Here is a 15249-nt window from a genome sequence, read left to right on the forward strand (position 1 = left end):
AACGTCGTGCCTGTATGATATCACAAAATAGAACATAGAACATAGAGCGTAGAGCATAGCGTTGAGGGGTCAGGATTCAGGGGTCAGATACATTTTAATTAACGCAGAGGCGCAGAGAGGGAAGGATGAGGGATGAAGAATGAAGGCAAAAAGGTCGGAGCACGCAATCAAGCATTGGGCATAGGAGAATAATCATAGCCATCCGTGCTTATCTGTGGCGAAAAAATTAACTTCGTGATCTTCGTGTTCTTAGCGGTTTCAGCTCTTCGTTAATCAACATTCATATGTTCTATGTGTAATGGTTTATCGCGTTAACAACGGCCAGCATGCCCTCACCCCCTCACCCCCTCACCCCCTCACCCCCTCACCCCCTCTCCCCCTCTCCCGCCCGCGAGGCGAGGGGGAACCGCTCCAGGCGTGCTCCCCTCGCCCGCCGCCGTGGGCGAGGGGCTGGGGTGAGGGAACGAGCACTGGTTGCCAACCCAATGAACCATTACAGCTATGTTCTATGTTCTTTGCATAATTAGCCCAAATCGGCTAGCATAGATCGCTGATTATTGTAGGAGTGTGGATATGTTGCCACCAGCTTTGCGGGTTGCCTTAGAACGCGAATTAACTGGCACTGATCAACAGCGTTTAGCGGCGGCGGCCAGTGGGCTTTCCGAGCGCTACCGTGAAGGCCATAGCCGCACCACCGCGCCATTTGTACAAAACGCCGCCGATGTGTTGGCCTATGCGGCCACGCGCATGCCCGCAACCCTCGGGGCAATCAAAGCCGCTTGTGCTGAAATTGCCCAACGCCAACCAAGCTTCCAACCCAGCACCCAGCTTGATTTAGGAGCAGGCACTGGGGCAGGAACTTGGGCGGCCAGCCAAACATGGCCAAGCTTGCACCAGCATCAGTTAATTGAACGTGAAAACACCATGTTGCAACTTGGTCAACGGTTGATGCAGGCTGGCCCAACCTCGCTGCAACAAGCAGCTTGGCAACAAGCCAATTTACCTAATACCAATAATTTAGGTAGTTATGATTTAGTGACGATTGGCTATGTCTTGGGTGAATTAAACGCCACCCAGCGCCAACAACTATTGACCCAAGCCTGGCAAGCCACTAGTGGCGTATTATTAATTGTTGAGCCAGGCACACCACGCGGCTTTGAATTAATCTTAGCAGCGCGAGCATTTTTGCTCGAACAACAAGCCCATTTAATTGCCCCCTGCCCCCATCAACAAACTTGCCCACTGCAAGCCAACGATTGGTGTCATTTTGCCACCCGCATCGAACGCACCCGCTTCCATCGTAGCTTAAAAGGTGCTGAGTTGGGCTATGAAGATGAAAAATCGAGCTATGTCGCGGTTAGTCGCCAAGCGAGCCAGCGAGCGCAAGCACGAGTTATTCGCCACCCTTTGCATCAGCCGCAGCGCATCCAATTGCAACTCTGCACACCACAAGGGCTGATCAGCCCAACAATTAATAAACGTGATGCCCAATGGAAACAAGCGCGAAAAGCCGAATGGGGTGATAGCTTCGAGCTAAATCTAAGCCAAGATTAACCATAATCATTGATAAAACAAGCGAACCAAGCCACTCAGACCATGCTATACTAGCAATGGTATCAGCACATTGCACAGCTTCATTAATTTGGCTGAATTGCAGCCCAAGCCAAGCCAAAGCCATGACCTAATCGGCCCTTGGTTTATGCGCTTTTTACCCTTGAAACAGGTCAAGCTTTGCTTGCGTTTCAAGCTTTTTTCAAGTATGCTACAGGGAAGCAAATGCCATTTGAAGGCATGTTGTCAACCTGATTTTCCGGCACAGGAGGCTCTCAAATGAGCGATGTAGCAGTAAAACCAATGACTGCCATTGAAATCGATCCAGCATTGGTCACGGTGACGGCATCAGCAGCAAATCGCTTGTTGTCGATCAAACAAGAAAAAGAATTGTCCGATCAATATGCACTGCGGGTTTTTGTGGCCGGCGGTGGCTGTTCAGGCTTGCAATATGGTATGAGCTTCGATGATCAAACCAACGAAGGCGATACCGAATTTTTCGCCAGTGGCTTACGCGTCATTGTAGACCCAATGAGCGCTCAATACATTGGCGGTGCCTCGATCGATTACATCGACAGTTTGATGGGTGGCGGTTTCAAAATTGATAACCCCAACGCAACCTCAAGCTGTGGCTGTGGTAGCTCGTTCAAACCAAAAAACGGTGAAGCTCCCGCCAGCGGTGGTGGCTGTGGCAGCGGGGCCGGCGGCTGCGGCTGTCACTAAGCCTAAGCCCAAGCCTTAAGCTGGTTTACGATACAGTGAGCGGGGACGAGCAACTCGTCCCCGTTTGTTATGCTTCATGAAGCGAAGCCATTTCTATGCTTGGTTGGGGCTGCTGTATACATTGGCCGTATTTGGCCTCGCATGGCATAATTGGACAGGTAGCTCAACCCAACCTAGCCTTCAATTACAAATCGGAGCCACGATCAGTGCAGCCTTCCAGCAAGGGGGGCGGGCTGCTTTGATTAATATCGTCGGCAATCTGGCGGCATTTGCCCCTAGCGGCTGGCTTTTAGCCTTATGGCGGCCCAAAATGCGGCTTTGGCAGATTGGCATAATCGGCCTTGGGTTAAGCTGCAGCGTTGAGTTTGGCCAATATTGGCTGGGCTATCGGGTTGTTGATATTGATGATGTTGTGTTGAATAGCTTGGGGTTCGGCCTCGCTGGCAGCGTTGCTCGCGCAAGCCAACGCTTGATTCAACGGTGTACGAGGGAAGTCGATCGTGGCGATTCCAGCTAATCATGAGCTTTGGCTCAGCGCTTATTGTTTTCAAAGTAATAATCATCAAGTAATTGCCGCCGCCGTGCGGACGATCACCCAATGCCATGATCAAGCGCCAACTTCGGTGCAATGGCAAGCAACCCAGCCCTTTGCTGAACAGCTTGAGCAAGGCATGCCAACCTCATATCATATCGCACCTGCAGAACAAGGCTGGGTGCTGGTTTATCCCAATCGCTATGCCAACTTAGCCTTTGCCTCATCACTCTCACGTCAATCTCGCAAATTAACGATCGCCTATTTTCCTGAGCGCCGCGAAGCCTGGGAGCGTGGTCACCCTGCCGATCTGCCAAGTTTGCCCGATTTCGGCTTGCTTGATTGCCGTTATTTTAGCCAACTGATTCAGCCACCAGTTGCCGATTGGTCGCAATGGATACACCTGTGGCATCCACGTTGGATTGCCCCTAGCCAAGGAGCTTAAGATGTATAACAACCAAAGTGCCGAAGACATTGCCGCCCGCATTGCCGCTGGGGAAGATTTGTATCTGCTCGATGTGCGCGAACCCAACGAATGGGAGATTGCCAGTATTGCAGGCAGCGAACGCAAAGCGATGAGCCAGATTAACGATTGGTGGGGTGATTTGCCCAAAGATCGTGAGATTGTGGTCTTTTGCCACCATGGCGGTCGCTCAGCTCAAGTGTGTCAGGCGCTTGCTACCCAAGCAGGGTTGACCCAACTAACCAACATGACTGGAGGGATTGATCGCTGGTCGGTAGCGGTCGATTCCAGCATCAAGCGCTACTAAAATCTGGCGGTGATGATGGACATGCCAATCCAGCAAACCAGCGAATTTATCCAAGGCTGCGAGTTATTCAACGCTGGCCACTATTGGCATGCCCACGAAGCTTGGGAAGTGCAATGGCTGCAACGTAACGGCAATGAACGCAATTTGCTCCAAGGCCTAATTCAAACGGCTGCGGCGTTGGTTCATTGGTCGCGGGGCAACCCCAAAGGTTTGTTGCTCAATTGGCGTAAAGCCACCCCCAAGCTCCAAGCCGCCCAAGCCTGGGCCGATTTTCTCGATCTTCAGCATGTGATTGTTACCATGCAGGCACTGGTTGATGATCAGGGTAAGCATCCGCCGCAATTGCGTTTCGTTTCAGCTTCCGATCCACTTTGCAATCAACATTGAGGGTATCGTCATGTCGGAGATCATTTTAGTTGTTGATGATGAGGCTCGTAGTATTGATACCTTGCGACGGGTGCTTGAACGTGAGCGCTATACCGTGCGCATCGCTCGTGATGGTGTCGAGGCGCTAGCTGACATTCAAGCATGTATGCCTGATTTGGTCTTGCTCGATGTAACCATGCCCGTTATGAATGGGTTTGAGGTCTGTCGGCGGTTGCGCGACCGCGAGGAAACCCAGTTGTTGCCAGTTGCCATGCTCACCGGCCTCAACGATGATGAATCGCGGATTTTGGGCTTGGAGATGGGCGCTGATGATTTTATCAACAAGCCATTTGAGCGCACTGTGCTCTTGGCCCGCATTCGCTCGCTACTACGGGTGCGCCGCCTCACCGAGGAACTCGAAAGCACTGAGCGCGTAATTTTCACCCTCGCTACGACGGTCGAATCGCGTGATCCCTACACTGAAGGCCACTTGCGCCGCCTAGCTTCGTATAGTTATGCCTTAGCCACAGCCTGTGGCTGCGATGCCAAAGAGTCGCGTTTGATTCGCTATGGTGGTTTGTTGCATGATATTGGCAAAATTGCCATTCGCGAAACTGTGCTGCAAAAAGAGGGCAAACTCACCAGCGAAGAATACGACGAGATGAAAAAGCATCCGCAAATTGGGGCCAATATTGTCGCGCCAATGCGCTTTTCGGTGTCGGTTGGGCCAATGGTTTTACACCATCATGAACGTTGGGATGGTAAAGGCTACCCGCATGGAATCGCTGGTGATACAATTCCGCTAGGGGCGCGGATCATCGCGGTGGTTGATAGCTTCGATGCGATGACCACCGATCGGCCTTATCGTAAAGGCATGAGCCGCGCCGAAGCAGTCCAAGTGCTTCAATCGGGGCGTAACACCCAATGGCAAGCCGAATTGGTCGATCTCTTCGTCGAATTGATCGAACATGGCCATGTGGCTTCGGATGATCTTAGTTGGGTGCTACGCAACGCCTAAGCTCTATTCGCCTTAAACGGGCGTTTCAGTGAGGTAGCTATGCATCCTGATTTGCTTCCATGGCTGCGTTGTCCGATTTCGCAAACCAGCCTTAGCCTGCACGATGCCCGTTGGCGCGATGGCATGATTTGGTCAGGCCGGTTGGTCAGCGCCGTCGGCCAAAGCTGGCCCATTCGCGATGGCATTGTCGATCTGTTGCCACGTTCAGCGGCTTGGAACGGCGCACAGGTTGTCAATCGGCTGCCATTAGCGGCTTGGGGCTACGAACGGCTCTGGCGTTGGCAAGCCTTGAGCACGCTCAGCGGGCGCAGTTTTCCGGTCGATGAAGAATTAGCCCTGCTGATGGCCCAATTAGCACCACAACGCGGTGGTGTCTACCTCGATTTGGCTTGCTCGAATGGCTTGTATGCACGAGCAATCGCCGCTGCTCTCCCCGCCGATAGCTATTGTATTGCCCTTGATCATTCGTTGCCAATGTTGCGCGAAGCCCAACGCCGCAGCCGCGCTAAACGCCTCAAAATTAGCTATATCCGTGGTTTGGCCGAAGATTTGCCATTTGCCGACCAATGTTTGGCGGGCGTGGCGTGTGGCGGTTCGATCAACGAGTTTGTCCGGCCAGATCGGGCAATTTCTGAGGTACGCCGCTGTTTGCTAGCCGCAGGCCGCAGTTTTTGGATGCAAGCCCAGCAAGCTGCCTCACGTTCAGGTCGCTTATTGCAAACATTTTTGTTAAGCGGCGGAATCCAATTTCTGGCTGGCGATCAGTTTGTCGAAAGTTTACGTGCCGCTGGCTTGTATGTCGCCTATGAGCAGCGCGATGGCGCAGTCCAAATTGTGGCAACTCGTGGCCGGATTATTGCTTAGCTATTGCGGATTTTGCCCGTAGCGTGGCGCTCTGATTGCAGGATACAATTAATGGCACAAGCACAATTACTCTATATCGGAACTGAACAAGGTGTGGTGTTGTTGAGCAATCCAGGTCGAATTGATCGCTGGATTTCGGTTGGTATCGAATTAGCCGATCAGGCAATTGCAGCGGTTAGTTGCCAAGCCGATGCCCCGATGCAAGCCACAGTATGGAGCAGCAACCAAGCTTGGCAAACCAAAGATGGTGGTCAATCGTGGCAAGCACTTGAGCCTGCGCCAAGCCTGATCACACCAAGTCAAAGCATAGAACTTTCAGGCCAACCACCAGCCACAATTCGCATCGCCAATGATCCCAACCAACTCGAACGCAGTAGCGATGGCGAAAGCTGGCAAAGTTTGGCGCTTGGGCAGCTTGGGGAATGGAGCTGTTTGATCAGCGTTGCCTACCAAATTGATAGTATTTATGCAGCAACCAAGGCTGGTCAGGTGTGGGTTTCCAGCGATCGGGGCCGCACATGGGCACTGTTGAAACAACAACTTACGCCGATCACATCCTTGGCAATTGGTCGGGTTATCTCTTAGCAGCAATATTTTGGTGGAGCACATGAGCAAAATAACCGACCGATTCACTCATTTTAGCCAAGAGCCGCTATACAACACCAAGGCTGTGGTGCAACGAACAGGCGTTGCCGCCGATACGCTGCGAGCTTGGGAGCGACGCTATGGTGTGCCGTTTCCTGAGCGCACCGAAGGCCGCCAACGCGCCTATTCTGATCGCGATATTGCGATTATCGATTGGTTGCGCCAACAAACTGAATCGGGATTAACCATCAGCCAAGCCGTGGCCTTGCTGCAAACCGATAGCATCATCGAACAACCAACTTATGATCTAGCGCCATTGGCCGAATTAAGCAACGACTGTGTTCAAGCCTTGCTCAGCTTCGATGTGCTCAAAGCCGAAGATATTTTGAACCAAGCCTTTAGTATTTATCCGGTTGAAACGGTTTGTATTGAAGTCATCGAACGGGTGATGGTGGCGATTGGCGATGGTTGGCATGCTGGCAAAATCTCAATCTCGCAGGAGCATGCAGCTACAGCATTTATGTCGTTGAAACTGAGCAATCTGATTCATCAAGCCCGTACTCGCTCCAACCGAGGGGTGATTGTTGTGGCAACCGTACCTGGCGAGCAGCATGAGCTTGGGGTGATGATGGTGGCCTTGTTTTTGATGCGACGCGGCTGGCGGGTGGTGTATCTTGGCAGCAATTTGCCCGCTTCAGAATTACTGCATACGGTGCAACGGCTCAACCCGAAATTGGTGGCGCTCAGTGCCACCACCAAAGACAATTATAGCCAAGCAGTGCATTTGCTCCAAGAACTCCACAACGTGCCAAAACCGCCAATTATTGGCTATGGCGGGGCAGCGTTAAGTGGCACAACCCAGCAAACTGTGTTGCCAGGGATCTTTTTGGGCTATAACGCCGGCCAAGCCTGCGACAAAATCGAGGAATTACTGGCCTAATTCTTGCGCCGACTCATCCAAAACCAACATGTTTGCGTAGCACCAAAAGCAAACCTATGGTGAGTCTGTAGCAGGAAGGATGCGCTATGTCTTGGCCTTCGCTCGATCCTCAAATGTGTGCTGGGTTGACCTTACCAGCTCAATTTATTCCAACGGTTGCCGAGTGCGTGTCACATCAGCCCAGCAACCAATGGCTTAATCATGCTTATGCCCATTGTACCGAACTAACTAACGTTCACTCAAAGAGCTTCTATTTTAGTACTCAATTGTTGCCTGCTCGTAAGCGTGATGCAATTCGGGTGTTGTATGCCTTCTGTCGAACGAGCGACGACTTGGTAGACATGCACCCTGAAACAGCCCCAGAACGTTTGCAACAATGGCTCAAAACTTTGCGTTCCACCCCACGTCACGACGACCCCGTGCCATTGGCTTGGCATCATGTGCGCAACCATTTTCGAATTTCTAGCAAACTTGAATCCGAATTGTTGGCGGGAGTCGAGATGGATCTCTCGATCAATCGCTATGCAACCTTTGCCGATTTATGGCTCTATTGCTATCGTGTGGCTTCAGTAGTAGGTTTGCTCAGCATGCAAGTGATTGGTTATGCAGCAGGAGCCGTGCCTTACGCGATCAAATTAGGTGTGGCCTTGCAATTAACCAACATTCTGCGCGATATTGGCGAAGATGCGCGGCGTAACCGAATTTACTTACCACAAGAGGATTTAGAACGCTTTGGGGTGCGCGAACAAGATATTTTGAATGGGGTGCGCAGCCCACAGATGCAGCAATTATTACAATTTGAAATGCAGCGGGCGCATCAACTCTACGATGAAAGTTGGCAGGGCATCGGTTTATTGCACCCCGATTCACGCTTCGCCGTCGCAACTGCTGCAACCGTCTATCGCGGCATTCTTGATCAGATTGTGCGTAATGACTATGATGTATTTAACCGACGCGCCAGCCTCTCGTTAGGGGCAAAATTGGCCTATTTACCCAACATTCTCTGGCGCTTGCGCAAGCTCAACCGTGAGTTTCCGCTTGATCAATGGGGGCAAGTATGATTTTAGTAACTGGTGGCACAGGCTATGTTGGTTCACGTTTGATTGAAAAATTACGCCAACGCCCTGAGCCAGTGCGAGTTTTAGTTCGCACCCCAGAAAAAGCTCAAAAGCTGGTTGCTGGCAATGTTTCAATTGTCAAAGGCGATGTGACCGATCCTGAGTCGTTGATCGCAGCAATGAAAGGGGTCAGCACGGTTATTCATTTGGTGGCGATTATTCGCGAACGTTCGGGCGGAATCAGCTTCGAACGCATGAATTATCAGGCCACGGTTAATGTGGTCGATGCTGCCAAAGCCGCTGGAGTCAAGCGCTTTTTGCATATGAGTGCGCTTGGCGTGGTCAATGACCCCAATTTGCCCTATATGGATACCAAATTTCGGGCCCAAAAATATGTTGAGGCCAGTGGCTTAGAATGGACAGTCTTTCAGCCTTCGGTGATTTTTGGCGAAGGCGATGAATTTATCAATACCTTGGCCGATTTGGTGCGCCGCCCGTTGATGATTGCCCCAGCGCCGTTTGTACCTGTGGTTGGCGATGGCAAAACCAAATTTCAGCCAGTTTGGCGCGACGATGTGATCGATGCCTTTATCAAAGCCTTGGATGATCGCAGCACGATCGGCCAAATTTATCAATTGGGTGGGCCAGAAGCGCTGACCTACGAGCAAATGCTTGATCTGATTATGCAAAAATTGGGCAAAAAACGCAGCAAAATCTATGTACCAGTACCATTAATGAAACCAGCAGTTTTTATGATGGATAAACTGTTGCCCAAGCCACCAGTCACGCCTGCCCAATTGACCATGCTCAGCCTCGACAATAGTGCGCCCCAATCGGCTACCGAGCAACTGATTGGGCATAGGCCGTTGGCATTAGGCGATGGCATCGACTATATCAAAAAGCGCAACACTGCTCGTCACAGTTGAAATCTAGATGTAATGCTTTATTACATTACTCCTTTGAGATTCCCTCACTCCTAGCCCTCTCCAACTGCGGCAGGCGAGGGGAACATACTAGAAATGAACCATTCCAACTAATCCAATTAAACCAACAACGGCGGGTAGCAACTACCCGCCGTTGCATCGTTACACAAGCGATTACTTGGTGCTTTCTTCCACCGCATCTTGCAAATATGAAGGTTGGCGCAATTCAACAGGCTTTTGAGTAACCTTCTTAACCCGCAAATTGAGCATTTCGACCAATACCGAAAAGCCCATTGCAAAATAAATATAGCCTTTTGGAATGTGTTGATCGAAGCCTTCGGCCACCAACGACATCCCAATCAAGAGCAAGAAGCTGAGGGCTAACATTTTGACAGTTGGGTGGTGATTGACGAAATCGCTAATTTTACCTGCTGAGAGCAACATCACACCTACGGCAATAATCACTGCTGCAATCATAATTTCAATATGATCAACCATGCCCACAGCCGTAATCACTGAGTCGAGCGAGAACACAATATCTAAGACTAGAATTTGGGCAATCACCGAATTGAAGGATTTAGCTTTGACATTTTGCTCATGATGTTCAGAGCCTTCCAAGCGTTCGTGAATTTCAAAGGTTGCCTTGCCCAAGAGGAACAAGCCCCCACTTATCAGAATTAAGTCGCGCCCTGAGATTGCTTGGCCGACAACTGTAAATAGCGGGTTAACCAAACCCATTACCCACGAGAGCGAGAACAATAGCCCTATCCGCGTAAATAAGGCTAAAGCTAACCCTACTTGACGAGCTTTGGCTTGTTGCGCTTGGGGTAGTTTGCCCGATAGGATCGAAATAAAAACAATATTGTCGATCCCTAAGACGATTTCAAGCACAGTCAAGGTTAATAGCGATACCCAAGTCTGTGGATCTGATAACCATTCCATACAGGTGCGCTCCTTCAATTAGCGAAAATGAATTCTTCCAAATTGTATGCAATCATGCGGCAATGTAAAGAGTATAATTTCTTATATGATACGAACACATGCTTCAATCGAATGGCTAGCCAACTTACCTACCAGCGAACGCCATGTGCTGGCGCATTTATGGCAGGTTGCTGATGCTGCTCAGCTTGGGCAACCAAGTGCCATCCAAGCCTTGGTTGCACGTTTATCGACGACTGAACGCTCAGCGCTTGATCGAGTGATTGCGGCTGGTGGTAAGCTCGCGGCCAAAACGCTTGAACGTGAGTTTGGCAAAATTCGCTCACATCGGGATATTGTGACTCCTCGGGCCTATTTATTGGCGCTGCATGGCCAAGCTTCGGTGCTCGAACGTCTTTATATTTTGGGCTTGCTTCAGCCGCTCAAAACGCTGGACGGCGAGTATTACGTGATTTTTAGCGATTGGTTGCAGGCTTTGCCAGCAGTTGCGGCCCCAAGTTTGCCAACCTGGCAGCAACACCCCAGCCCAAGCAACTGGCTCGAAGCTGATCTCAGCCAAACTGAAACGCTGCTCACCACAATCCTGGCGCTGTGTTATCAGCAACCACTGCGGCTGACTCGCCAACTCCAATTTGAACGCGATGGATTGAAAGCAATCTGTCAACGCATAGCAGTTTCTACGCCAGCAAGCGAACGACAATTTCCTCAATTAGCTTGGCTGCGGAGTGTGGCGCTTGAAGCTGGCTTAGTCCAAATCCAACATCAACAGCTTCAGCTCGCTGGTAAGCCAATTAATTGGCTGGAAGCAACACCCAAACAGCGGCTAGAGCACTTGTTTGCTGCTTGGTCGACTTGTGATTTTGATGAATTTAGTTTGACTGAGTTGCAGATTCAAGTTCGATGGACGCTCCAAGCTGCTCGCCAAGCCTTATGGCAAGTATTAAGAACTGCGCCACGTGATCAATGGTTGGACTTCGACGATCTACTGGCACAAATCCAAGCCTTGCACCCCGAACTCTTGCGCAGCGATTTTGAGCAGCCTGGCATTCACGATCAAACTGGCAAGTCACTAGTTGGTTGGCAGCATTGGGCCGAAGTTGAGGGCGCATGGATCAAAGCCACATGCCAAGGGCCATTGTTCTGGCTGGGCTTGCTTGATATAGATCAAATTAACCATCCACAGGCCTTGCGCTTAACTCAATGGGCAAGCTGCTTAATCGATCCAGTGCACGAACCAAGCCATTTTGCTGGACAACTACAACTCAGCAGCGATGGCCTGATTCGGGTTCCACCAACGGTTGAGCCGCTGCCGCGTTTTCAAATCCAACGCATCACCGAATGGCAATCAACCGATACGCAGGGCACAATGCTCGTGCGCTTGACTGCCCATTCGTATAGTCAAGCCTTGCAGCGCGGAATTCAGGCTAGCCAAATGCAAACATTTTTGCAACGCTGGTGTGACCGACCAGTGCCAAGCGATTTGCAAACATTATTTCAGCAATGGCAAAACGACCGCCAGCACCTATTGGCCCGTCCGGCGTTGTTGCTGGAAGCCGATGATCCCAGATTGCTCAATGAGCTGGCTAAGCTGCCCAACTTACCGCCATACGCCGAGCTTACTCCCCAACTTTGGGAATTGGAAATAGCCGATAGTGCCGCATTAACCAATCTGTTACATGCGGCAGGCTATGCGATCAACCCAGTCAGCGAGCCAGATCAACGGATCAATGACCATGATCTTAAACAATTGATTACTGCCTTATTGACAGTCCAGCGTTTAGCACCAAATTTGGTCAGTCAAACAGTGATTGAGCGGGTGTTGCAGGCCTTGCCCAGCAGCCAACGCCAACAGCTCACTGCCAACGTCAACCAATGGCTATCAATCATTAATCGAAGCTAGAAGGAGCCAGCATGCGCGACCGATTATATACCACTGAAGCCTTAATTATTCGGCGCTTCGATGTTGGCGAGGCTGATCGGATTCTGACGATCTATACGCCGCATCATGGCAAACTCAGTGTTACAGCTCGAGGTGTGCGCAAAATGACCAGCAAATTGGCAGGCCACTTGGAGCTATTTATCCATACCCGCTTACAACTTGCCAAAGGGCGCTCATTCGATGTTGTGACCGAAAGTCGGGTGGTTCAGCCATTTCGGAGCTTGCGTGAAGATCTCTCGCGGATCAGCCAAGGCTATTATGTGGCCGAATTGCTTGATCAAATGACTCCCGATGAGAGCGATAATCCGGCGCTTTTTCGCCTAACATGCGAAACCCTAGCAGCGTTGGATGTGCTTGATGAAGTTGTGCGGCGCGATGTAATTTTGCGGTATTATGAATTACACACGCTGATTCTTTCAGGCTATCGGCCACATTTGTTTGATTGTGCTAACTGTGAACGCGAGCTTAGCCCAGAAGCAGATCGGTATAGCCCAATCACTGGAGGTGTTTTATGTCAACAATGTTCAAGCAGCGAGCCACGAACATTGCCGATCAACCTCAATACCTTCAAATTGTTACGCTATCTGGCGCGAATGCCGCTGGAGACGGTCGTCAGCCTTGTGCCAGCCCCAGCAACAGTCCATGAAGCTCGTGCCGTTTTGAAAGCCTCGTTAAGTCAAATTTTAGAGCGTGAGCTAAAATCGACCCAATTTCTCAATTTAGTGCGTGGTTGACAAGCCTATAGCTTACCACTACACTAGCCGCGATTCCCCCTAAAGGAGCACAACCAATGAGCTATGTTGAGCAACTCTTGGCTGAAAACGAAGAGATTAAATATCAAGCCCATCAGCATCCGTTCGTTTTCTTGGGACGCATTAGCTTTGAAGTCGTTGTTATAGCAATTATGGTTGCGGCAATTGTGTTTATCACCAATTTGCCAAGCCAAAAATGGCAAGAAATCCAACCATATGTGCAATTAATTCTAATTGCAATAATTCTGTTGATTCTGGCGAGCGCTGTAGTGGACTTCCTGCGTTGGCGTAACGAAAAGTTTTTATTAACCGATCGTCGAGTCATTCATTTGCGCGGCATTGTTAATAAAACGACCCTCGATTCATCACTTGATAAAATTAACGATGTTCAAATGCGTCAAACATTTATGGGTCGTATGTTTAATTATGGTGATCTTGAGGTGCAAACCGCCAACGAAAATAGCGATAACTTCTTTGCATTTATTCGTGCTCCACTTGAATTTAAACGCGCCATGCTCAATGCCAAAGAAGAGCACGACCGTGAACCAGCGATGTATATGCAATCAGTTAATGCCTATCAAAACTTTGTACCGCCCTATCAACGCCCCAACGATCAGGACGTTGAAGAGTTATTGTTGCGCTTAAACGATCTCCGTCAGAAAAATTTAATTACTGATGCTGATTTTGAAGCCAAAAAACGTGAAATTTTAAGTCGGATATAATGCCTGCGGCCATAGCAATGTGGCTATTGTTGCAAAGGATTTCAATTCATGACCACCAACCGAACTCAAGCAATCGCTGGCGCAGTCGCCGCCATTCGTCAATATACCGAGCGTGTCCCCCAAGTCGGCATTATTCTTGGCTCTGGCTTGAGCCAACTTGTTGATCATATTCAGGATGCCGTGGTAGTTCCCTACACTGCGATTCCAGGTTTTGCTCCTTCGGCAGTACCAGGCCATCGCGGTGAGCTTGTTTTAGGTGAGCTTGGTGGGGTTTCAGTGCTGGCAATGCGTGGTCGCTTTCACTTTTACGAAGGCTATGCCATGGATGAAGTGACCTTGCCAGTCCATGTGATGCGAGCGCTGGGAGCGGATATACTAATTGTTACAAATGCTGCTGGTGGCTTAAATGCCAATTGGCAGGTTGGCGATTTGATGCGCATCAGTGACCATATTTTTATGCCAGGCATGGCGGGGTTTCATCCATTGCGCGGCCACAACGACGATACGCTTGGCCCACGTTTCCCTGCCATGCTCAATGCCTATGATCCTGAATTAGGCGCAATGGCCAAGGCCGCCGCCGAACGCGCTGGCGCAACCCTACGCGAAGGGGTTTATGCCATGCTAGCAGGGCCATCGTTTGAAACTGGCGCTGAAATGAACTATCTGCGCGGGGTTGGGGTTGACGCTGTAGGTATGTCTACCGCCCCTGAAACGATTGTGGCTCGCTATCGTGGCATGCGCGTCTTGGGCATTTCGTTGATCACCAACATTGCCCACCCCGACGCACCACCAGCCAACCATGAAGAGGTGCTGGAAGCAGGCGAAACTGCCAAGCCAATGTTCAGTGCATTGATCACCGATGTACTAAGCCAAATCGCCGCCTATGGCAAATAGTCTGCGTGGCTTAGGCTTACTGCTGGTAGGAATTGTGATTGGCATGATCATTGGGGTGTGGTGGTTAGCGCCACGCCTCAATGGAACGATTATTCGCTTTGAGAGCGCTAGCAATCCAATTGCTAGCCCTAGCGCGTTGCCAACCCTACCGACAATCACGCCCAATCAAGCATCAACAGCAAGTACCACTAGCCCAGCCAGCCCAAGCAACTCGGCCAGCCCAGTTCCATCAGCAACTATCCAAGCAACTGCCAGTTTGACCAGTTCTGGTGACCTTAAACTTGATCTATTAACAGCGGTTAATCGCGAGCGCCAACAAACCAATTGTGCAGCCTTGGTTTTCGATTCACGCTTGCAAAACATCGCCCAAGCTCATGCTGACGATATGGCTCAGCATCAAAAAATCGATCACGTTGGTAGCGATGGTCGAAGCTACAGCCAGCGGCTTGAAGCGGTTGGCTATCAATTTATTCGACGCGGCGAAAATATCTCAGCTTGGTTTGCCACTCCGGTCGAGGTTGTAGCCCAATGGATGGACGAGCCAGTTGATGGGCCACATCGTGCCAACATCACCAATTGTGCCTATCGCCATGTGGGCATTGGCCTCGCCTACGTTGGCGACCACCCGTATTGGGTGCTTGACATGGCCGAACCAAAACCCTAAGATGCACTT

18 protein-coding genes are annotated in these 15249 nt (G+C 50.5%); 17 read left to right on the top strand and 1 reads right to left on the bottom strand.

All coding sequences use genetic code 11. The annotated features are described in order from the left end of the window. Positions 1-573 precede the first annotated feature (573 nt). The 12 genes from ABEB26_RS11165 to ABEB26_RS11220 all read left to right on the top strand — a co-directional run bounded on the left by ABEB26_RS11165 (position 574) and on the right by ABEB26_RS11220 (position 9333). Complete coding sequence (locus tag ABEB26_RS11165; protein WP_345722076.1) at positions 574-1554, top strand: small ribosomal subunit Rsm22 family protein; 981 nt, start codon at positions 574-576, stop codon at positions 1552-1554. A gap of 276 nt (positions 1555-1830) precedes the next feature. Further along, positions 1831-2274: an iron-sulfur cluster insertion protein ErpA gene (gene erpA, locus ABEB26_RS11170; protein WP_345722077.1), complete on the top strand. Its 444-nt coding sequence runs from the start codon at positions 1831-1833 to the stop codon at positions 2272-2274. A 76-nt stretch (positions 2275-2350) separates the two neighbouring features. Next, positions 2351-2791, top strand: coding sequence for a VanZ family protein (locus tag ABEB26_RS11175; RefSeq protein WP_345722078.1), 441 nt, complete (start codon positions 2351-2353; stop codon positions 2789-2791). Beyond that, a complete protein-coding gene (locus ABEB26_RS11180) occupies positions 2775-3251 on the top strand; it encodes a hypothetical protein (protein ID WP_345722079.1) in 477 nt (158 codons plus the stop codon). The genes ABEB26_RS11175 and ABEB26_RS11180 overlap by 17 nt, the downstream gene beginning before the upstream one ends. Before the next feature lies 1 nt (position 3252). After that, positions 3253-3576 carry a rhodanese-like domain-containing protein gene (locus tag ABEB26_RS11185; protein WP_345722080.1) on the top strand — a complete coding sequence of 108 codons (324 nt, stop codon included), beginning with the start codon at positions 3253-3255 and terminating at the stop codon, positions 3574-3576. 21 nt (positions 3577-3597) lie between these two features. Next, complete coding sequence (locus ABEB26_RS11190; protein WP_345722081.1) at positions 3598-3963, top strand: DUF309 domain-containing protein; 366 nt, start codon at positions 3598-3600, stop codon at positions 3961-3963. Positions 3964-3973: 10 nt separating this feature from the next. Continuing rightward, positions 3974-4960, top strand: a complete 987-nt coding sequence (locus ABEB26_RS11195) for an HD-GYP domain-containing protein (RefSeq protein ID WP_012190239.1) — start codon at positions 3974-3976, stop codon at positions 4958-4960. A 39-nt stretch (positions 4961-4999) separates the two neighbouring features. Beyond that, positions 5000-5824 (top strand): methyltransferase domain-containing protein, encoded by an 825-nt coding sequence (locus tag ABEB26_RS11200; RefSeq protein ID WP_345722082.1) that lies wholly within the window; start codon positions 5000-5002, stop codon positions 5822-5824. Between the two features lie 51 nt (positions 5825-5875). Further along, a complete protein-coding gene (locus ABEB26_RS11205) occupies positions 5876-6409 on the top strand; it encodes a WD40/YVTN/BNR-like repeat-containing protein (protein ID WP_345722083.1) in 534 nt (177 codons plus the stop codon). A gap of 22 nt (positions 6410-6431) precedes the next feature. Then, complete coding sequence (locus ABEB26_RS11210) at positions 6432-7349, top strand: MerR family transcriptional regulator (protein ID WP_345722084.1); 918 nt, start codon at positions 6432-6434, stop codon at positions 7347-7349. Positions 7350-7435: 86 nt separating this feature from the next. Continuing rightward, complete coding sequence (locus ABEB26_RS11215) at positions 7436-8410, top strand: phytoene/squalene synthase family protein (protein ID WP_345722085.1); 975 nt, start codon at positions 7436-7438, stop codon at positions 8408-8410. Then, the gene (locus ABEB26_RS11220; RefSeq protein WP_345722086.1) at positions 8407-9333 is read left to right on the top strand and encodes an SDR family oxidoreductase; all 927 of its coding nucleotides are present in this window, start codon (positions 8407-8409) and stop codon (positions 9331-9333) included. Before ABEB26_RS11215 ends, ABEB26_RS11220 begins: the two co-directional genes overlap by 4 nt. Positions 9334-9504: 171 nt before the next feature. Here the strand turns inward: ABEB26_RS11220 and ABEB26_RS11225 are convergent, their stop codons facing one another. Then, entirely contained in the window at positions 9505-10272 is a 768-nt protein-coding gene (locus tag ABEB26_RS11225; RefSeq protein WP_345722087.1) for a TerC family protein, read from the bottom strand. An 85-nt stretch (positions 10273-10357) separates the two neighbouring features. On the opposite strand from ABEB26_RS11225, the gene ABEB26_RS11230 reads away from it, so the two are divergent. Genes ABEB26_RS11230 through ABEB26_RS11250 form a run of 5 tightly spaced genes read left to right on the top strand, consistent with a single transcriptional unit; the run spans position 10358 to position 15240 of the window. Beyond that, positions 10358-12169 carry a helicase-associated domain-containing protein gene (locus ABEB26_RS11230; protein ID WP_345722088.1) on the top strand — a complete coding sequence of 604 codons (1812 nt, stop codon included), beginning with the start codon at positions 10358-10360 and terminating at the stop codon, positions 12167-12169. An 11-nt stretch (positions 12170-12180) separates the two neighbouring features. After that, positions 12181-12942, top strand: a complete 762-nt coding sequence (gene recO, locus ABEB26_RS11235) for a DNA repair protein RecO (RefSeq protein WP_345722089.1) — start codon at positions 12181-12183, stop codon at positions 12940-12942. 56 nt (positions 12943-12998) lie between these two features. Further along, complete coding sequence (locus ABEB26_RS11240) at positions 12999-13682, top strand: PH domain-containing protein (protein WP_345722090.1); 684 nt, start codon at positions 12999-13001, stop codon at positions 13680-13682. Between the two features lie 48 nt (positions 13683-13730). Next, a complete protein-coding gene (locus ABEB26_RS11245; protein WP_345722091.1) occupies positions 13731-14576 on the top strand; it encodes a purine-nucleoside phosphorylase in 846 nt (281 codons plus the stop codon). Further along, entirely contained in the window at positions 14566-15240 is a 675-nt protein-coding gene (locus tag ABEB26_RS11250) for a CAP domain-containing protein (RefSeq protein WP_345722093.1), read from the top strand. Before ABEB26_RS11245 ends, ABEB26_RS11250 begins: the two co-directional genes overlap by 11 nt. Positions 15241-15249 lie beyond the last annotated feature (9 nt).

It is taken from the genome of Herpetosiphon gulosus, from assembly GCF_039545135.1.
GTDB lineage: Bacteria > Chloroflexota > Chloroflexia > Chloroflexales > Herpetosiphonaceae > Herpetosiphon > Herpetosiphon gulosus.